Genomic DNA, 18,169 nt, shown 5'->3' with positions numbered 1-18,169 from the left:
CGGGTGTGCCGGCGGGGGTCCTCCCCGCGGGGGGCGGGGGGGGTGTGTGCCTCCGCGCTGCCGCCCTTACCACCACGATCGCCCGTGCCCTGCAGGCGGAGCTGCCCGATCCTTGGCTCACGTTCGGCGTAGACACCACGCACGCCGGGCCGGCCGCGTGTGCGCGGGCGGTCGCCGCCCGGATCGCTAGTTCGCGCTCGCCGGCGCCGTCGCCACCGCCGACTCGCCGAACCTGATCCCCTTGGCCTCCTTGCCGATCGCCGTCAGGACCGCGACCGCCACGAGCCCCGGCACCACCGTCCACAGGAGAGCCGAGGTGTACCCGTGGGACTCCGCGATCGCCTGCTGGATCGGCAGGTTCAGCGCCGCGAGCAGGTTGCCCAGCTGGTAGGTCACGCCCGGGTAGAAGCCGCGGATCGCGTCCGGGGACATCTCCGTCAGGTGCGCCGGGATCACGCCCCACGCGCCCTGCACCATGACCTGCATCAGGAACGAGCCGAGCGCGAGCATCCCGGCGCCGTGGTCGAAGGCGAAGATCGGGATCACCGGCAGGCCCAGCACGGCCGCCGTGACGATCGTCCGCCGCCGGCCCAGGCGTTCCGACAGCGTGCCGAACGTCAGGCCGCCGATGATCGCGCCGACGTTGTAGAGCACCGCGATCCACGTGCTCGTCGACGCGCTGAGCCCGGCGCCGCCGTTTTCGTGGGCCTTCAAGAAGCTCGGGTAGACGTCCTGGGTGCCGTGGCTCATCCAGTTGAACGCCGTCATCAGCAGGATCAGGTAGCCGAAGCGGCGGATCACCTTCGGGTTCAGCAGGATGTCCTTGACCGACGTCCGCGTCACGCGCAGCTTCTCCCGCGTGGCCTCCCAGACCTCCGACTCGCGCACGCGCGCCCGGATCAGCAGGCTGATCAGCGCCGGGAAGATGCTCAGCACGAAGATCCAGCGCCACTCCAGGTTCAGCGCCGAGTGGAACAGCAGGTACGCCAGCGCGGCCAGCAGGTAGCCGATCGAATAGCCCACCTGCAGCAGGCCCGAGAAGAACCCGCGGCGCGCCACCGGGATCTTCTCCATGGCCAGCGCGGCGCCGAGCCCCCACTCGCCGCCCATGCCGACGCCGTAGACGAACCGCAGGATCAGCAGCACGGTGAAGTTCGGCGCGAACGCGCACAGCAGGCCCGCCACCGAGTACAGCAGGACGTCGGCGATCAGCGGGACGCGCCGGCCCACGCGGTCGGCCCAGAGGCCGAACAGCAGCGCGCCGACCGGGCGCATGACCAGCGTCGCCGTGGTGATGAACGCCAGCTGCGTCGCCGTCGCGCCGAACGACTTGTCCTTGGCGATGTCGGCCAGGACGAACACGACGAGGAAGTAGTCGAACGAGTCCATGCTCCAGCCGAGCAGCGCCGCGAGGAACGCGTTGCGCTGATCGGAAGTAAGCGCTTTCTTGTCTGCTGCGGACGCCGCCTGCCGATCCGTCACGTTTGCCCCGTCCCGTCGGTTCTTCACCGGTAGACCTCAGGGCTGGTCTAGCACCCACCACCCCGTGCGGGCAAGGGTCACAGGGCGACGCGCGTGCGCACGCGGCGGCCGACGTCGCGGGCCCACGCCTTGATCCGGTCCCAGTCGCGGAAGTCGCCCGCGCGGTGCCCGGACGCCATGAGCTTCGGGATCAGGCCGCGCACGGTCGCCGGGTCGAGCCTGCCGCCGAAGGTGGCGGTGCGCTCCGCGTCGATGCGCGCGGCCAGCAGCGCCACCTTCGCCGGCAGGCTGACCTGGTGGCCCGCCGTGCCGGGCCCGCACGGCCCGCTGTGGAACAGCCAGACCGGGCGTTCGGCGAGCGCCCGCGCGTTGCGCTCCAGCAGCCGGACGGCCTCGGGCCGCCAGCGGTGGTAGTACAGCGCGCTGCCGACGATGACCGCCGCGTAGTGGTCCACGGTGGCCACGTCGGCCGCGTCGCGCACGTCCACGCTCAGGCCGCTTTCGCCGAGCTCGGCGGCGATGACCTCGGCGATCTGCCGGGTTCCGCCGTGGCGCCCGGCGTAGGCGACGAGGACTGCGGTCATGCGCACCATTGTCGGCCTTGCCGGGCCGGACTGCGCCGTGGGCCGGGCACGATCCGCCATACGGGCGCTTCCCCGTTGCTCTGCGTGGGCATCCGAGTACCCGCGGCAGCTCAGTCCGGTGACAGGAAGGCCGGCCGCTCCCCGGGGTCGGGCTCGTCGTAGTAGCGGTGGAACACAGCGGTCTGGCCACCCGAGACCGGCGGCACGATCCAGCTCCAGTCGGCCGGGCACCGCCGCCCGGCCCGCTCCTCGCGGTCCAGGTGGGACAGGAACCGCTGCGACTCGGTGTGGTGGTCGGCCATCGTCACGCCCGCGGCGTCGAACGAGTGCTGCACCGCCAGCGTCAGCTCGACGAGCGCCCGGTCGCGCCACAGGGTGCGCTCGTTCGCGGTGTCCAGGCCCATCAGCTCGGCGATGACCGGCAGGAGGTCGTAGCGCGCTTCGTCGGCCAGGTTGCGCGCGCCGATCTCGGTGCCGAGGTACCAGCCGTTGAACGGCGCGGCCGGGTAGGTGACGCCCCCGATCTCCAGCGGCATGTTGCTGATCGCGGGCACGGCGTGCCAGCGCAGCCCGAGCCCGGCGAACCAGCGGTGGTCGGGGTGGGTCAGCGGGACCTCCAGGACGGCGTCCGCGGGGATCGTGAACAGCCACGGGTCGCCACGGTCCGCCTCGACCAGCAGCGGGAGGACGTCGAAGGACCCTCTTCGCTCGGGCGGGCGCCAGCCGAGTCTCCGCACCCGCTCGGTGAAGTCGGCGTAGCGCGGGTCGCCGAGCACGGATCCGTCGTCCAGGCGGTACCCGGCGTAGCGGATCAGCTGTTCGTTGTGGATGCGCGGGCCGGGCGTGTCCGGTGTGTCCGGGGCGAAGATCGTGACGGTCGGCCGGATCCGGCCGCCGCGGGTGGCCTGGCGGAGGTGGGCCACGCACTCGCCGGCGATCGCGGCGGGGTCGATGACGCGGCGCCGGTCGCGGATCCGGAGGCTGTTCCAGTAGAGCCTGCCGATGCACCGCGCGGAGTTGCGCCACGCGACGCGCGCGCCGTAGGCCAGCTCGGCCGCGGTGTGCCGGTAGGTGCCCGTTTCGGCGATTTCCGCGCGGATCCGGGCGAGCCGCGTCTCGAACCGGTCGCCTTCTTCGGCCGCGCCTTCGGCGAACATCCGGTCCAGGAATTCCTCCGCTTCCGCGGAATTGACCGCCTGCTCCACCGAGACACGCTGGTAGATCGGCGGACCGGACGTCACCCGCTCGGGTGTAACGGTCATCGCGCCTCCCCACTCTCCGAAATCGTGATCTGCGCCCCGATGCGTAGGTCCACGGTTCCTCCGATGCTCGTCGCGAACAGGCGAGGCCGGAGATGACTGCGAAATCCGCACCTCCGGCCAGGCCGGGGAGAGTACTCCGCACCCGGCACCGCGCAATCCATCCGTCAAGAGCGACATCGCCGGCCACCCGGAAAAGCCTCCCTCCCAGGGAAAACGTCACGAAAATATCTGCTACCAAGCGTTATCCGGACATGGCGTAGCGCATTTTCCGGAATTGGATCACCCACCGGCGAGAAACCGGCAAGATCCGTTTCCGTGTGCGCGCCTGCGTCTTTTCGTGGGGTTGCGACGAACGGCCTTTCCCGGCGGCGGTCACCCGTGTATGAGCCGGCGCCGCGCCGGCGTTAGAGTCGCGGTGATCGGCAGAGGAGGGACGTTTTCGTGAGCCGGATCCCCGTGGTCCTCGTCGCCGGGTTCCTCGGCGCGGGCAAGACGACGCTGCTCAACCACCTGCTCGCCAACCGCGAGGGCGCCCGGGTCGGCGTGGTGGTCAACGACTTCGGCAGCGTGAACGTCGACGCGCTCGCCGTCGCCGGCCAGGTCGACACGATGGTCTCCCTCGGCAACGGCTGCCTGTGCTGCGCCGTCGACGCCAGCGGGCTGGACGCGATGCTCGGGCGGTTGTCTTCCCCCGAGGCGGGCATCGACGTGATCGTCGTCGAAGCCAGCGGCATCGCCGAGCCCCGCGACCTGATCCGGCTGATGATCGCCAGCGAAAACCCGGACATCCGCTACGGCGGGCTCGCCGAGGTGGTGGACGCGGCCGAGTTCGAGGCCGCGCGCGAGCGGCACCCCGAGCTGGCCGGCCACCTGCGGCTGGCCGACCTCGTGGTGCTGAACAAGGCCGACCGCGTGCCCGCCGACGCGCTGGCCAAGGTGTCGGCGACCGTCGAGGAGCTGGCGCCCGGCCGCCCGCTGCTGGTCACCTCGCACGGGCGCGTCGACCCGCGGCTGTTCTTCGACCCCGAACCCCGCGGCGAGCGCGCCGGCCAGCTGTCCTTCGACGACCTGCGCGAGGACGGCCACGACCACTCGCGGCACCTGCACGCCCACTACGACACGGTCACGTTCACCGCCGGGACGCCGCTGGCGCCCCGCGCGTTCGTCGACTGGCTGGAGCGGCGGCCGGCCGGGCTCTACCGGATGAAGGGCCAGGCCGACTTCAACGCCGGATCGCGCTTCCACCTGCACACCGTCGGTGGGTTCGTGCAGCTGGAGCGCTCGGCGTGGCCGTCCGGCGAGCCCCGGCGCACCGAGCTGGTGCTGATCGGCGCGGGCATCGACGCCGACGCCGTGCTGGCCGAGCTCGGCGACTGCGTGGCCCCGGACCCTTCGGCGGTCGACGAGCGCGGCCTGCTGCACGTCCTGCGGTACCTGCCCGACGAGGCCTGACGAGGCCGCCACGCCGAAGATCGGCAAACGCACGGCTTCCGGCGCGCTTCGACGGACACTGGCGGCCATGACGACCACCGCGGTGAGCGCACCACGCTGGTACCTGGTCGGCGTGCTGCCCGAAGACGTCCCCCTGGCCCACCTGATGACCCGCTCCGGCGACCTCCGCTACCGGCGTTCGGCCTGCGGCGAGCGGGAGTCCCGCAGCTGGAAGCCGGTCGACCTGACGACGTCCGAAGTGGCGCCTTGTCCCGCGTGCGTGGCGACGCTGCCGGCACCACCGGCGGGCGTCCGGCTCGCGACGGCCGAAGCGGACATGGGACAGTTTTCGCTGGACCTGGGTCTCTGAGCTAAGCCAGCCGCTTTTCGTAACAGACCGACTCGGGATCTCCCTTGTGGGGCGGGAAGTTCGGCACCCGCCGGTACCCCGCGCGTTCGTACAGCCGCATCGCCGCCGGCTGGCGGGCGCCCGTTTCCAGCCGGAGCCGGACACCTCCCCCGCTGCGGGCCAGCCGCTCGGACTCGGCCACCAGCGCGCTCGACACGCCGGTGCCGCGCACGTCCGGCGCGACGAACATGCGCTTCAGCTCGAACACCCCTGGCCCGACGGGTTCCACCGCGCAGCAGCCGATGGCCCGCGCGCCTTCGCGGGCGAGCAGGTAGCGGCTGGCCGGGTCCAGCGGCCGCGGCCGCGCGTCCGACGGCAGGTCGTAGACCACGACCAGCTCGGCCGTCATCGCCGTGATCAGGGCCAGCAGCAACCCGTCGTCGGCCGGGCACTCCGCGACGGTCGCCACTTCACGCCTTCTTCGCGCGGCTCGGCGCGACCCGAGGCGGCTCGTTCGGCATCTTCGGGTACACCGGCGGCCACGGCGCGTCCATCAGCCCGTTCGCCATGTCCACTTCGGACATTTCCAGCAGCGGCGCGATCGACTGCGGCCGCTCCCCCGCCCCGGCCCAGGGATCGCCGCGTTCGGCCACCCGCGCGGGCACGGTGCTCACCGTGAACGCGTCGGGCTCCACGGTGTCCAGTTCGTCCCAGCCGATCGGCGTCGACACCTGACCGCCCACCCGCGGACGCACGCACCAGGCACCGAACACCGTCTTGTGCGGCGCGTTCTGGTTGAAGTCGACGAACACGCGCGAGCCGCGTTCTTCCTTCCACCACTGCGCGGTGATCTTCTCCGGGTGCCGCCGCTCCAGCGCCCGCGCCAGCGCGACGGCCGCGGCCCGCACCTGGAACCCGTCCCAGCGCGGTTCGAGCACCACGTACAGGTGCAGGCCCCGTGAACCGGACGTCTTCAGGTGGCCTTCGATGCCGTGCCCGGCCAGGAACTCCCGGGTCAGCACGGCGGCTTCGCGCAGTTCGTCGAAGCCGATCCCCGGCGACGGGTCGAGGTCGACGCGCAGCTCGTCGGTGACCTCGGGCGTGTCGGCGCGGTACGGCCAGACGTGGAAGCCCAGGCAGCCGAGGTTCACCGCCCACAGGATGTGCGCCAGGTCCTTCGCGACCAGGGCGTCGCTCGTCGTGCCGTTCGGCGTGGACACGACGGTCGTGCTCAGCCACGGCGGCGCGCCCTTGGGCACGCGTTTCTGGTACCAGTTCTTGCCGCCGGCGCCGTCCGGGTAGCGCTCCAGCAGCAGCGGGCGCCCGCCGAGCCGGGCCAGCAGCGGCCCGGAGACCGCGCGGTAGTACTCGACGAGGTCGAGCTTCGTCTCCCCCCGTTCGGGGAAGTAGACCTTGCCGGGGCTGGAGATCTTGACCTCGACGCCGTCGACGTCCAGCAGGACCGCCTCGCTCATCGCGCCTCCCCGAACAGCTTCGCCAGCTCGGCCGGCGGTGCTTCGTCGAGCTGCGCGTACGTGCACGACTCCGGGGTGCGGTCGGGCCGGAACCGGACCAGCCGCCCGCCGTGCCGGAACCGCCCGCCCTGCAGGTGCTCGTAACGGACTTCCGCGACCCACTCGGTCCGCAGCGGCTCCCAGGACAGCTCCTTCTGCGGCGCCCACCGGCTCATCGCGCCCGGGCGGCGGCCGGGTTCGGGCTCGTATTCGGCCCAGGACCGCCACGGGTGGTTCTCGAGGGCGTTCTCGCGCAGCGGCGCCAGCTCCTCGACCAGCTCGGCGCGGCGCTTCTTGGTGAAGCTGCTGGCCACGCCGACGTGGTGCAGCACGCCTTCGTCGTCGAACAGGCCCAGCAGCAGCGAGCCGATGCCTTCGCCGTCCTTGTGCCAGCGGAACCCGGTGACGACGCAGTCGGCCGTGCGCTCGTGCTTGACCTTCCACATGACCCGTTTGTCCTGCTCGTACGGCAGGTCGGCGGGCTTGGCCATGACGCCGTCGAAGCCCGCGCCCTCGAACCGGGTGAACCAGTCCTCGGCCTGGGCGGGGTCGTCGCTCAGCGGGGTCAGGTGGACGCGCTGCAGGCCCTCGGCCTCGGTGCCCAGGATGCTTTCGAGCCGCTTGCGCCGCTCGCGGAACGGCTCGCCGGTGAGGTCGGTGTCGCCGAGGGCGAGCAGGTCGAAGGCGATGAAGCTGGCCGGCGTCTCCTCGGCGAGCTTGCGCACGCGCGACGCCGCCGGGTGCAGCCGCAGCTGCAGCGACTCGAAGTCGAGCCCCGCGGGCGTGACCAGCACGATCTCGCCGTCCACGACGCAGCGCGGCGGCAGCGCGGCCGCCAGCAGCTCCACCAGCTCCGGGAAGTAGCGCGTCAGCGGGCGGTCGTTGCGGGAGCCGAGCTCGATCTCGTCGCCGTCGCGGAACACGACGCAGCGGAAGCCGTCCCACTTGGGCTCGTACAGCAGCCCCGGGTCACGGGGCACGTCGTGCACGGCTTTCGCGAGCATCGGCCGCACGGGCGGCATCACGGGCAGGTCCACGCCGGCGATCCTAAATGACCCCACCGACATTTCCGGGCGTGATAGACACTGTCCGGTGACCACCGAACGACCCGAACCGCCGCTGACCGGCGGCGAGCGCGAGATGCTGCGCACGTTCCTCGACTTCCACCGCGCCACGCTCGCCATGAAGTGCGACGGACTGTCCGACGAGGACCTCCGCCGCGCGTCGAGCCCGCCGTCCACGCTGTCCCTGCTCGGCCTGGTCCGGCACATGGCCGAGGTGGAGCGCACCTGGTTCCGGCGGGTCATCAACGCCGAAGACGTCCCGCTGCGGTGGTCGGCCGAAGGGGACTTCCAGGCCGCTTACGACGCGAGCGCCTCGACGCGCGCCGAGGCGTTCGAAGCGTGGCAGGCCGAAGTGGAACAATCGCGGAAGATCGAAGAAGCGGCCGAGTCCCTGGACGTCACCGGGTACCAGGCGCGCTGGGGCGAAGACGTCTCCCTGCGCCTGGTCATGCTGCACATGATCCACGAGTACGCGCGGCACAACGGCCACGCCGACTTCCTGCGCGAAGCGATCGACGGCGTCACGGGGGCGTGATGGACCTGCTCGCCTGGTTGCTCGACTCCGACCCGGCCCTGCGCTGGCAGGTCGAGCGCGACCTGGCGGGCGAGCCCCCGGAAGTCTGGCAAGCGACGCGCGCGCGGGTCGCCACCGAGGGGTTCGGCGCCCGGCTGCTGGACCTGCAGGACCCCGACGGCCAGTGGGCGGGCGGCGCGTTCTTCCCGGCGGGCTTCCGCGGCGGCGAAGCCCAGCCCTGGACGGCGACGACGTGGACGCTGAACTCGTTGCGCGAGTGGGGCGTCGACGCGTCGGTGCTGGCCGGGACCGCCGGGCTGCTGGCCGAGAACAGCCGCTGGGAGTACGAGAACCTGCCGTACTGGGACGGCGAGGTCGACTGCTGCATCAACGCGTGGACGCTGGCCAACGGGGTGTGGCTCGGCGCGGACGTCTCGGGGATCGCGTCGTGGTTCGCCGGGCACCGGCTCCCCGACGGCGGCTGGAACTGCGAGTGGGTCGAGGGGGCGGCGCGCTCGTCGGTCCACTCGACGCTCAACGCGCTGAAGGGCCTGCTCGCGTTCGAGACCACCACCGGCGGCACGCCCGAATCCCGGGCCGCGCGCCTGGCCGGCGAGGAGTACCTGCTGGAGCGCCACCTGCTGCGGCGGCTGTCCACGGGCGAGCCGATCGCGTCCTGGCTGGGCGAGTTCTCGTACCCGATCCGGTGGCACTACGACGCGCTGAACGCGGTGTCCTACTTCCGCGACGCGGACCGGCCGGACCCGCGCCTGGCGGAGGCGGTCGACCTGGTCCGCGCGGCGCGCCGGCCGGACGGGACGTGGCTGCAGACCGAGCGGCACCAGGGCCGGGTCTGGTTCGACGTCGACGTCCCGCCCGGCGAGCCGTCGAAGTGGCTGACGCTCTTCGGCACCCGGGTCCTGACCTGGTGGGAGGCCCGCTAGAGCGCCGCCAGCACCAGCCCGCTGCGCGGCTTCGGCGTGAAGTACGTGGCCTTCCGCGGCATCCGCCGTCCCGCGGCGTGCACGGCCAGCACGTCCGCGTACCGCACCGGCGCCAGCAGCACCACCGCGTCCGCGTCGGGCGGCAGCGGACGTCCGGCGGGCAGCGGCAGCACGCAGGGCCCGTCCGGGTCCACGCCGAGCGCCTCGTCGAACAGGACCCGCTCGACGATCTCGTGGTCGATCACCGGGCCGGGACCGGCCGGGACCGGGAGCGGGATCCGCAGCACGACCGCGCCCGCGCGGACCACCACCTCGCCGGTGACCGGGACGGCGTGCTCGTCGTAGCGGACGTCCAGGCCGGCCGCGCACCAGCGCGACACCAGCTCCTCCGGGTCGAGCCCGGTCCTGCGCAGCACCCGGTGGATCGCGCCGATCTGCAGGTGCGGGCCCGCGGTGACCAGGGCCAGCAATGCGCCGTGGCCCGCCGCCGAGGCCGCGGCCACCCGGTGGTTGCCGTCGGCCACCAGCAGGTCGGCGGCGGCGACCGCGGCCAGCAGCCGGTTCTGCAGCGCGCCCGCCGGCACCACCCACAGCTCGTGCCGCCGCCCCGCGGCGTCCGAAGTGGACAGATCGGGCAGCCCGAGCCCGGCGCAGGCCCGTTCGACCTGCTCGGTCAGCACGTCACCGCCGGAGGCCGGGACGAGCATCGCCGCGCTGGTCGCGCACCCGAGCCCCGCCAGCACGGCGGCCCGCTCGGCCACGACGTCGGCGTAGACGTCCTCGGTGTGCCGGACCCGCGCGGCGCCCTCGTCGGTCACCGCCGCCGGGTCGACCAGGCAGAGCAGGCCCAGGGCCACGCCGTCCGGCCCTTCGATCCGGTAGGGCGCGACGATCTCGCGCACCGGCCGGTAGAACCGCTTGCGGAGGCGTTCGAGCACGGCCCGGGCGACCGGGACCGCGCCGGCCAGGTCGAGCCCCCTGGCCAGCGCCGCGGGCGTGCGGGCGGGGTGCTGCACGGCCAGGAGGCTGTCGGCGGCGCCGGCGGCGGCCAGGGCCTCGACCACGCGGTCGGGCTCGGCGAACTCGTCGACGTCGGGCCCCGGCACCGCGTCCCGGACCACCCACCCCTGGCCGATCGGCCGGATCCAGCTGCTCATCCCACCCATCTTCCGGGAAGAGCACGCTGACGGAAATTCACTGGGGTGCGGCCACGCCGGATGGAATGCTTAGGGCAGCAAAGTAGTTGACCCCGATCGTGACCGCCTCGAGGAGCACCCCGCCGATGACGACCACCGCCGCCACCAGCGCGAAGGGGGTCGGTTTCCGCTCGGAACGCGGGCCCGTGCTGATCGCGGTCATGCTCAGCACCGCCCTGGTCGCGCTGGACAGCACGATCATCGCGACCGCCGTCCCGTCGGTGGTCCGCGACCTCGGCGGGTTTTCGCAGTTCCCCTGGCTGTTCTCGGTCTACCTGCTGACGCAGGCGGTGACCGTCCCGCTGTACGGCAAGTTCGCCGACGTGCTCGGCCGCCGCCCGGTGATGTTCTTCGGCATCGCTGCGTTCCTCGTCGGGTCCGTGCTGTGCGGCGCCGCGTGGAGCATGCCGGTGCTGATCGCGGCGCGCGCGGTGCAGGGCATCGGCGCGGGCGCGATCCAGCCGATGTCGATGACGGTCATCGGCGATCTCTACACGGTCGAGGAACGCGCCCGGGTGCAGGGCTACGTCGCGAGCGTCTGGGGCATCGCGTCGGTCGTCGGCCCGACCCTGGGCGGCGTGTTCGCCGAGTACCTGGACTGGCGGTGGATCTTCTTCATCAACCTGCCGCTGGGCGCGATCGCCGCGCTGATGCTGCACCGCAACTTCGCCGAGCGGGTGGAGCGCAAGGCGCACAAGGTCGACTACACGGGCGCGGCGCTGCTCACGGTCGGCTGTTCGCTGGTGATCCTGGGCCTGCTCGAAGGCGGCGTCGCGTGGGCGTGGGGCTCGGTGCCGAGCGTGGCGATCTTCGTCACGGGCGCGGTGCTGCTCGCCGCGTTCGTGCTGGTGGAGAAGCGCGCGACCGAGCCGGTGCTGCCGCTGTGGGTGTTCACCCGCCGGATCCTGGTGGGCGGCAACCTGCTGGCGGTCGTGGTCGGCGCGGTCCTGATGGGCCTGACGTCGTACCTGCCGACGTACGCGCAGGGCGTCCTCGGCGCGGGCGCGCTGCTGGCCGGGTTCGCGGTGGCCGCGCTGACGGTCGGCTGGCCGATCGCGGCGTCCCTGGCGGGCAAGATCTACCTGCGCATCGGCTTCCGCGACACGTCCCTGATCGGCAGCGTGTTCGTCATCGGCGGCGCGGCCCTGGTGGCGTCGCTGAGCGCGACGTCGACCCTGTGGGCGGCGGCGCTGGCGGCGTTCGTCCTCGGGATCGGCCTGGGCCTGACGTCGAGCCCGACGCTGGTGGCGGTCCAGTCGGTGGTGGGCTGGGACCGCCGCGGCGTGGTCACGGCGACGAACCTGTTCAGCAGGTCCCTGGGCAGCGCGGTGGGCGCGGCGGTCTTCGGCGCGATCGCCAACGCGACCCTGGCCTCCCGCTTCGCCTCCCCGCCGGCCGAGGTGGCGGGCAAGCTGCCGCCGTCGGTGGACGCGACGTCGCTGGTGCTGGGCGGCCACGCGGACTCACCGGTCGCGACGTTCGTCCGGGGCGCCTTGGCGGAGGCGACCCACTACGTGTTCATCGGCCTGCTCGTGGTGGCGGCGGTTTCGGTCGTGGCGCTGCTGCTCATGCCGCGGAAGGCGGAGCAGCTGGAGTTCTAGCCGGGCTTCAGTTCTGCAGCGGTACCAGCTCGGCCTGGAACTTCTCCAGGAAGCCGTCGAAGTCCCCGTGCGCGGGCCGGATCACGAACTTCGACAGGCCCGCCTCGATGTGCTGCTCCACCAGACGTCGGGCCTCGGCCCAGCTCGTCGCGATCAGGTCCGGCACCGGGACGCCGGGGGCCCGGCGTGACGCCACCGCGGCCAGCTCGGGCGGCACCCCGCGATCGGCCACCACCAGGCTCAGCCCGAAGTGGTCCTCTTCGATCTCGCGGCCGGCCTCCGCCGCGGCTTCCTGGATCGCGATGCGGGCGTCGCGGGCCTGGGCCGGCGTGTGGAAGCTGCCGAGCCAGCCGTCCGCGAGGCGGCCCGTGCGGCGCAGGGCCGCCGGTGCCGAGCCGCCCAGCCAGACGTCCAGGCGCTTCGCCGGGCGCGGGCCCAGGGAAACGCCGGAAACCTGGAAAAAGGCGCCGTCGAACGACACCGAGTCCTCTTCCAGCAGGCGGCGCAACAGCGTCAGGGACTCGTCGAACACCGCTGCGCGGCGGCCCGCCGGGACCGGGAACAAGTCGTGCTCGGCCGCGCGGGCCGGGCGGAGGCCGAACACTGGCAGCACGCGCTTCGGCGCTAGCCCGGCCAGCGTGAGCAGCTGCTTCGCGACCAGCACCGGGTGACGGCCGGGAAGGATCGCGACGCCCGTGCCGACCTTCAGCTTCGACGTCCGCGCCAGCGCGTGCGCCATCCCGATCATCGGGTCGACCTCGGGCGAATACACGAGCTCAGACAGCCACAGCGAGTCGACGCCGGCCGCTTCGAGCCGCTGCGCGAGCCCGGCGAACTCGCGCGGCCCGGTCCCCGCCGCCGGTGCGACGCCCAGCCTGATCTTCAGCACACCGTGCACAACCCGGCCGGCCGGCGAGGCATTCCTCAGGCGGTCGCGTCGATGACCCGGGTCAGCACGCCGTGGAGCGCCTCCAGCTCGGCGACGTCCATGCCCAGCGTTTCGACCACCTGGTACGGGATCTTCTCCGCCTCCGCCCGCAGCGCGCGCCCGGACTCCGTCAGCTCGACGGTCAGCTGCCGCTCGTCCGTCCGGCTCCGGCTGCGCGTGACGTACCCGAGCGCCTCCAGCCGCTTGAGCAGCGGCGACAGCGTCGCCGGCTCGTGCCGCAGCGTCGTGCCCAGGTCCTTCACCGAGCGCGGCGAACGCTCCCACAGCGCCAGCATCACAAGGTACTGCGGGTGGGTCAGGCCGTGCGGCTCCAGCAGCGGCCGGTAGATCCCGATCACGCTGCGCGACGCCACGGACAGCGCGAAGCACACTTGCCGGTCCAGCTTCAGCGGGTCTTCACCCAGGTCGACCATGTCGCGATCCTAACACTAATGATTAGCGCACTAATCGTTAGTGTACTATGAGAGCCATGGAACGACCGGGTGTACTCCGCTGGTTCGGCTACGCCGTCGGTGTACGGCTGCCGAACCGCTACAACGACTGGGCGCTGCACGACGCGACGTCGAAGCACTGGCGGGCACGCTACGTGCTCCAGCGGTCCGTCGGCATCGTGCCGCTGTGCGCCGTGTGGCTGCTGCTGCCGGGCTCGATCTGGCTCCGGCTCTCGCTGGTCCTGATGGCGGCGCTCGTCGCGTACTTCTACTCGTGCGCGTACATGGAGGAGAGCGTCGAGCACCGGCTCGGCCGGCAGGGCTTCCCGCACAACACCGGGCGCCGCATCCGCGCCGAGGCCGCCGAAGCGAAGAACGCCGAGATCACCGCCCGTTACCTCGCGCGCTACCGGAACCCGTCCGAGGGTTAGCTACAGTCGGGGGACGATGAGACGCAAGCTCCGGCCCCCGATCCCGCCCCGCCACGGGCTGGACCCCGCCCGGCTGAAACTGCCCGAGGGCGAGTGGCCGACGCTGCTGGCCCACCTCGTCGACCGCCTGCCGCGCGTCGCGCCCGGCCGCATCGAGGAGATGCTGCGCGAGGAGCGCATCCACGGCGTCGACGGGCCGCTCGGCGTCGACGCGGCCTACGAGCCCGGCTCGTTCGTCTGGTTCCACCGCGACCTGCCGGACGAAGTCCCGGTGCCGTTCGCCATCCGCGTCGTGCACCGCGACGAGCACCTGCTGGTCGTCGACAAGCCGCACTTCCTGGCGACCATCCCGCGCGGGCAGCACATCCTCGAGACGGCCCTCGTCCGCCTGCGCCGCGACCTCGACCTGCCCCACCTGTCCCCCGCGCACCGCCTCGACCGCGTCACGGCGGGACTGGTGATGTTCGTGATCACGCCGGAGCTGCGCGGGAAGTACCAGACGCTGTTCCGGGACCGCCGGGTGCACAAGGAGTACGAGGCGATCGCGCCGCACGACCCGGCGCTGACGCTGCCGCGGACGGTCCGCAGCCGGATCGTCAAGGAACGCGGCGTCCTCGCCGCCCGCGAAGAGCCCGGGCCGGTCAACGCCGTGACGTACGTCGAGCTCGTCGAGCACCGCGACGGGCTGGGCCGCTACCGGCTCGCGCCGTCGACCGGCCGGACCCACCAGCTGCGCGTGCACCTGAGCGGCCTCGGCATCCCGATCCTCGGCGACGACTTCTACCCCCAGCTGCGGGAGAAGCCCCTCGGCGACTTCACGAAACCGTTGCAGCTGCTGGCGAAGGTCCTCGACTTCGACGACCCGGTCACCGGCGCGCACCGCCGGTTCACCAGCGGGCTCCGGCTGTCCGCGTGGGACGACCCGGACGCGTGGGCGGCGCCCCCGGCGTGACCCGGGGACGCCGCGCGCGCATCACCTGTGCCAGAACTTGATGCCGCTCCACGTCACCGTGATCGGCCCCGCGCCGCTGGACGTGCGGTAGGTGCCGAACTTGTCGTAGTAGCTGCCGCCCGGGCTGGAGATCGTCTGCTTCAGCGAGCCGTTGATGTAGACCTTGTGCGAGCTGCCGACCTGGTTGATCGTGTTGACCCGCACCGACGTGCCGACGGTCGCGCCGCTGCCCAGCGTCGCCCCGCCTTCGACGGCGTACATCCGGCCGCCCTTCTCCACGGCCAGCAGGAAGTACGGGCCGGCGTTCGAGCCGTCCCGGAACGTCTGCTTCAGGCTGATCCGGGAGCCGGACATGCTGGTGATCTTGAAGGAGCCCTCGAACTGGTGGGTGCCGCCGGTGTAGGTGTCGTAGCGGCGTTCCGCCCGCTGCTCACCGCTGCCCGTCGAGCAGGTGAGCTTGAAGGTGAGGCCGGAGACGGCCCCGCACCCCTTTTCCTGGGTGGTGAAGCCCGGCGAGTCCGCTGTCCAGGACCCGTCGCCGACCTGGGCGTCCGCGTTCGGGGCGAGCACCGCGAGCCCGGCCACGGCCGCCGCGAGGACCCCCGCGCCGCGTAGTCTGCGCACCGTCAACCTCCTGTATCACTCGAGGCGGCGGTGGCAGGACACAGGTTCAGACCTTTGCCCGACGTGGCTGTGACTGTACGAGTCCGGGCGGCCGCGGACAAGACCCACTTCCCCCGTGCGTGGTGCGTCGGAAGTTTTCCGCGCGGCGGTGTCGAATCCGGCGGTGCCCGTTCGACACACTCGTGAAAGCACGGCACGAGCACCCGAGGAGCACCCATGCGCACCCTGATCACCACCGCCTTCGTCTCGCTGGACGGCGTCGTCGAAGGCCCCGGCGGTGAGCCCGGCTACCGCAACGCCGGCTGGACCTTCCAGGACATCGAGTTCGACCCGGCGGCCTACGAGCTCAAGGGCCGTGAGCAGGGCGAAGCCACGGCGATGCTGATGGGCCGGGTCAGCTACGAGGCGTTCGCGCCGGTGTGGCCGGGCATGACCGAGGAGTTCCCGGGCTACAACGCGATGCCGAAGTACGTCGTGTCGACGAAGCTCAAGGACGAGGACCTGGTGACGAACTGGGGCGAGACCACCATCCTGCGCTCGCTCGAAGACGTCGCCGCGCTCAAGGAGACCGAGGGCGGCCCGATCATCGTCCACGGCAGCGCCGCGCTGAACCGCGCGCTGGCCGACGCCGGCCTGGTCGACCGCTACCACCTGCTGGTGTTCCCCGTCCTGCTCGGCGCGGGCAAGCGGCTGTTCAGCACCACGGACAAGGCCAAGCAGAACCTGAAGGTGCTGGAGAGCGAGACCTACTCGAACGGCATCCAGAAGCTCGTCTACGACGTCATTCACTAGAACAGGTGTTCGATCTTGGTGTAGACTGCGGGCCATGAACCCGGGCCTCCAGTCTTCACTGTTCGACACCCAGGGCTCCCTGTCGCTGCGCCCTCTCGCGCCCGAGCGGACCGACCTCGGCTCGGGCGCGTGGGTCGACATCCAGCCCGGCTGGCTGGAGGGTGCCGACGAGCTGTTCGCGGCGCTGGTCGAAGGCGTGCCGTGGCAGGCGGAGAAGCGGAAGATGTACGACCGCGTCGTCGCCGTGCCCCGCCTGCTGAGCTACTACCGCGAGAACGTGCCGCTGCCCCACCCGGTGCTGACGGCGGCGCGGGACGCGCTCAGCAAGCACTACCTGCGGGAGCTGCGCGAACCGTTCCGCACCGCGGGCCTGTGCTACTACCGCGACGGCCGCGACAGCGTGGCCTGGCACGGCGACCGCATCGGCCGCGGCGCCCGCGAGGACACGATGATCGCGATCCTCTCGGTCGGCGCGGCCCGCACCCTGGCGCTGCGCCCACGCGGCGGCGGCGGCAAGACGCTGGCGCGCCCCCTGGGCCACGGCGACCTGCTCGTGATGGGCGGTAGCTGCCAGCGGACGTGGGAGCACGCGGTACCGAAGACGGCCAAGCCGGTCGGGCCGCGGATCAGCATCCAGTTCCGGCCCCGCGGGGTGAACTGACCGCCGTCGACGTCGCGCTGGTCATCGAGGCCCGAGGGTCAGTCCACCAGCACCGGCAGCTCGTCGAGACCGTACACAATGGACACCTTGCGGAACGACAGCTCCTCCTCCGGCACCGCGAGCCGCAGCTTCGGGAACCGGCGGACCAGCGCCGGGTACGCCGTGCGCAGCTCCATCCGGGCCAGTTCGGCGCCGATGCAGCGGTGGATGCCGTAGCTGAACGCCAGGTGCGACGTCGGGTCGCGGGTCGCGTCGAACTTCTCCATGTCCGGGCCCAGCTTCGGGTCGCGGTCCGCGGCCGACAACGACACCAGCACGATGTCGCCCTCGGTGATCCGCGCGCCGGCGATCTCCATGTCCTCCTTGGCGAACCGCGGGAACGCCATCTGCACCACGGTCAGGTACCGCAGCAGCTCCTCGACGAAGCGGTGCACGGAGTCGGCGTCGCCGCGGACGGCTTCGAACACCTTCTCGTCGCGCAGCAGCACCAGTGCACCGAGCGCGAGCATGCTCGCCGTCGTCTCCAGGCCGCCGGTGAGCACGCCGTCGGCCAGGCCGGCCAGCTCGCGGTCGTCGATCTCGTCGCCGTGTTCCTTGATCAGCATGCCGAGCAGGCCGTCGCCGGGCTCTTCGCGCTGCTTTTTGACGATGTCGAGCAGGTAGGTCAGCGACTCCGACATCGCGCCGAGCGACGCGCCCGCACCGCCGAAGAGGTCGAAGCGCGCGGTGCTCAGCCGCTGGAAGTCCTCGCGGTCCTCGTACGACACGCCGAGCAGCTCGCAGATGGTCAGCGACGGGATCGGCAGCGCGAACGCCTGCCACAGGTCGACCGGGCCGTCGGCCGCGGCCATCGCGTCGAGTTGCTCGGCGACGATCTCGTCGATGCGCGGGGTCAGCCGGGAGAGCCGGCGCATGGTGAACTCCGGCGTCAGCAGCTTCCGCAGCCGGGTGTGCACCGGCGGGTCCGCGAAGCCGAGGCCGCCCGGGTTCTGGTCCGCGGTGACGCCCGCGTTGCCGACGAGGTTGCCGAAGTCGCTCGAGAACCCGGTCGCCTTGCCGAGGACGGCTTTCGCTTCGTCGTAACCCGTGACCAACCAGGCGTTCATCCCGAACGGCAGGTCCAGCTTGCTGATCGGTGCCTCGGCCCGGCTCGCGGCCATTTCCGGGACCGGGTCCAGGCCGTCGCGTTTCAGCGGCAGCAGCGCCGACTCAGGCAGGATGGACGACATCTTCTCGAGGTCGAAGCCCTTTTTCGACTGCCGGGCGAGGTACCGGCGCCCGACCCAGCCGAGGACCCGTGAGCGGAGACTCCCCATGGCTCCGACACTACCGCACTAGCCCGATCGGGTGAGGCACGGCGAGACGGGTCTCACCAAGGCCCGCCTCGG

20 protein-coding genes are annotated in these 18,169 nt (G+C 71.9%); 9 read left to right on the top strand and 11 right to left on the bottom strand.

The genetic code is table 11. The features are described from left to right. Positions 1-186: 186 nt before the first annotated feature. The 3 genes from ACWEN0_RS31230 to ACWEN0_RS31220 all read right to left on the bottom strand — a co-directional run bounded on the left by ACWEN0_RS31230 (position 187) and on the right by ACWEN0_RS31220 (position 3,328). Positions 187-1,482, bottom strand: a complete 1,296-nt coding sequence (locus ACWEN0_RS31230) for an MFS transporter (RefSeq protein WP_451981537.1) — start codon at positions 1,480-1,482, stop codon at positions 187-189. Positions 1,483-1,559: 77 nt separating this feature from the next. After that, a complete protein-coding gene (locus ACWEN0_RS31225; RefSeq protein ID WP_451981534.1) occupies positions 1,560-2,066 on the bottom strand; it encodes a flavodoxin domain-containing protein in 507 nt (168 codons plus the stop codon). 110 nt (positions 2,067-2,176) lie between these two features. Further along, a complete protein-coding gene (locus tag ACWEN0_RS31220) occupies positions 2,177-3,328 on the bottom strand; it encodes a nitric oxide synthase oxygenase (protein ID WP_451981531.1) in 1,152 nt (383 codons plus the stop codon). Positions 3,329-3,769: 441 nt separating this feature from the next. On the opposite strand from ACWEN0_RS31220, the gene ACWEN0_RS31215 reads away from it, so the two are divergent. Both ACWEN0_RS31215 and ACWEN0_RS31210 read left to right on the top strand, forming a co-directional pair. Next, on the top strand, positions 3,770-4,780 hold the full coding sequence (locus tag ACWEN0_RS31215; protein ID WP_451981528.1) for a CobW family GTP-binding protein: 1,011 nt from the start codon (positions 3,770-3,772) through the stop codon (positions 4,778-4,780). 67 nt (positions 4,781-4,847) lie between these two features. Continuing rightward, the gene (locus ACWEN0_RS31210) at positions 4,848-5,129 is read left to right on the top strand and encodes a hypothetical protein (RefSeq protein ID WP_451981525.1); all 282 of its coding nucleotides are present in this window, start codon (positions 4,848-4,850) and stop codon (positions 5,127-5,129) included. Position 5,130: 1 nt separating this feature from the next. Here ACWEN0_RS31210 and ACWEN0_RS31205 read toward each other — a convergent pair whose 3' ends face one another. From ACWEN0_RS31205 to ACWEN0_RS31195, 3 genes are read right to left on the bottom strand one after another with little or no spacing between them, the layout of a single operon-like run. Beyond that, positions 5,131-5,577 carry a GNAT family N-acetyltransferase gene (locus tag ACWEN0_RS31205; RefSeq protein WP_451981522.1) on the bottom strand — a complete coding sequence of 149 codons (447 nt, stop codon included), beginning with the start codon at positions 5,575-5,577 and terminating at the stop codon, positions 5,131-5,133. Between the two features lies 1 nt (position 5,578). Next, entirely contained in the window at positions 5,579-6,583 is a 1,005-nt protein-coding gene (locus ACWEN0_RS31200; protein WP_451981519.1) for a DNA polymerase domain-containing protein, read from the bottom strand. Further along, entirely contained in the window at positions 6,580-7,659 is a 1,080-nt protein-coding gene (locus tag ACWEN0_RS31195; protein ID WP_451981516.1) for an ATP-dependent DNA ligase, read from the bottom strand. Before ACWEN0_RS31195 ends, ACWEN0_RS31200 begins: the two co-directional genes overlap by 4 nt. Positions 7,660-7,714: 55 nt before the next feature. Here ACWEN0_RS31195 and ACWEN0_RS31190 point away from each other — a divergent pair, with 55 nt between their 5' ends. Next, a complete protein-coding gene (locus tag ACWEN0_RS31190; protein ID WP_451981513.1) occupies positions 7,715-8,221 on the top strand; it encodes a DinB family protein in 507 nt (168 codons plus the stop codon). After that, positions 8,221-9,144, top strand: coding sequence for a squalene cyclase (locus tag ACWEN0_RS31185; RefSeq protein WP_451981510.1), 924 nt, complete (start codon positions 8,221-8,223; stop codon positions 9,142-9,144). The genes ACWEN0_RS31190 and ACWEN0_RS31185 overlap by 1 nt, the downstream gene beginning before the upstream one ends. On the opposite strand, the gene ACWEN0_RS31180 is transcribed toward ACWEN0_RS31185, so the two are convergent. Further along, the gene (locus tag ACWEN0_RS31180; RefSeq protein WP_451981507.1) at positions 9,141-10,301 is read right to left on the bottom strand and encodes a DUF1015 family protein; all 1,161 of its coding nucleotides are present in this window, start codon (positions 10,299-10,301) and stop codon (positions 9,141-9,143) included. The genes ACWEN0_RS31185 and ACWEN0_RS31180 overlap by 4 nt on opposite strands. A gap of 125 nt (positions 10,302-10,426) precedes the next feature. Here ACWEN0_RS31180 and ACWEN0_RS31175 point away from each other — a divergent pair, with 125 nt between their 5' ends. Further along, positions 10,427-11,941: an MDR family MFS transporter gene (locus ACWEN0_RS31175; RefSeq protein ID WP_451981504.1), complete on the top strand. Its 1,515-nt coding sequence runs from the start codon at positions 10,427-10,429 to the stop codon at positions 11,939-11,941. A 7-nt stretch (positions 11,942-11,948) separates the two neighbouring features. Here the strand turns inward: ACWEN0_RS31175 and ACWEN0_RS31170 are convergent, their stop codons facing one another. Together ACWEN0_RS31170 and ACWEN0_RS31165 are read right to left on the bottom strand one after the other, a co-directional pair. Next, the gene (locus ACWEN0_RS31170) at positions 11,949-12,830 is read right to left on the bottom strand and encodes a TIGR03854 family LLM class F420-dependent oxidoreductase (RefSeq protein ID WP_451981501.1); all 882 of its coding nucleotides are present in this window, start codon (positions 12,828-12,830) and stop codon (positions 11,949-11,951) included. Positions 12,831-12,865: 35 nt separating this feature from the next. Next, entirely contained in the window at positions 12,866-13,303 is a 438-nt protein-coding gene (locus tag ACWEN0_RS31165; protein WP_451981498.1) for a MarR family winged helix-turn-helix transcriptional regulator, read from the bottom strand. A gap of 56 nt (positions 13,304-13,359) precedes the next feature. On the opposite strand from ACWEN0_RS31165, the gene ACWEN0_RS31160 reads away from it, so the two are divergent. Beyond that, positions 13,360-13,752: a DUF5313 domain-containing protein gene (locus ACWEN0_RS31160; protein WP_451981496.1), complete on the top strand. Its 393-nt coding sequence runs from the start codon at positions 13,360-13,362 to the stop codon at positions 13,750-13,752. Positions 13,753-13,768: 16 nt separating this feature from the next. After that, positions 13,769-14,704 (top strand): RluA family pseudouridine synthase, encoded by a 936-nt coding sequence (locus ACWEN0_RS31155; RefSeq protein ID WP_451981492.1) that lies wholly within the window; start codon positions 13,769-13,771, stop codon positions 14,702-14,704. 21 nt (positions 14,705-14,725) lie between these two features. Here ACWEN0_RS31155 and ACWEN0_RS31150 read toward each other — a convergent pair whose 3' ends face one another. After that, positions 14,726-15,328 (bottom strand): hypothetical protein, encoded by a 603-nt coding sequence (locus ACWEN0_RS31150; protein WP_451981489.1) that lies wholly within the window; start codon positions 15,326-15,328, stop codon positions 14,726-14,728. Between the two features lie 216 nt (positions 15,329-15,544). Between ACWEN0_RS31150 and ACWEN0_RS31145 the strand changes: the two genes are divergently transcribed. Both ACWEN0_RS31145 and ACWEN0_RS31140 read left to right on the top strand, forming a co-directional pair. Beyond that, entirely contained in the window at positions 15,545-16,120 is a 576-nt protein-coding gene (locus ACWEN0_RS31145; RefSeq protein WP_451981486.1) for a dihydrofolate reductase family protein, read from the top strand. A gap of 34 nt (positions 16,121-16,154) precedes the next feature. Continuing rightward, positions 16,155-16,781 carry an alpha-ketoglutarate-dependent dioxygenase AlkB gene (locus ACWEN0_RS31140; RefSeq protein ID WP_451981483.1) on the top strand — a complete coding sequence of 209 codons (627 nt, stop codon included), beginning with the start codon at positions 16,155-16,157 and terminating at the stop codon, positions 16,779-16,781. Positions 16,782-16,819: 38 nt separating this feature from the next. On the opposite strand, the gene ACWEN0_RS31135 is transcribed toward ACWEN0_RS31140, so the two are convergent. Then, the gene (locus ACWEN0_RS31135; protein ID WP_451981480.1) at positions 16,820-18,097 is read right to left on the bottom strand and encodes a cytochrome P450; all 1,278 of its coding nucleotides are present in this window, start codon (positions 18,095-18,097) and stop codon (positions 16,820-16,822) included. Positions 18,098-18,169: the final 72 nt, after the last annotated feature.

This window comes from Amycolatopsis sp. NPDC004378 (assembly GCF_053602455.1).
The sequence above is the reverse complement of the archived record's forward strand: the minus strand, read 5'-3'. Positions and strand labels throughout refer to the sequence as shown.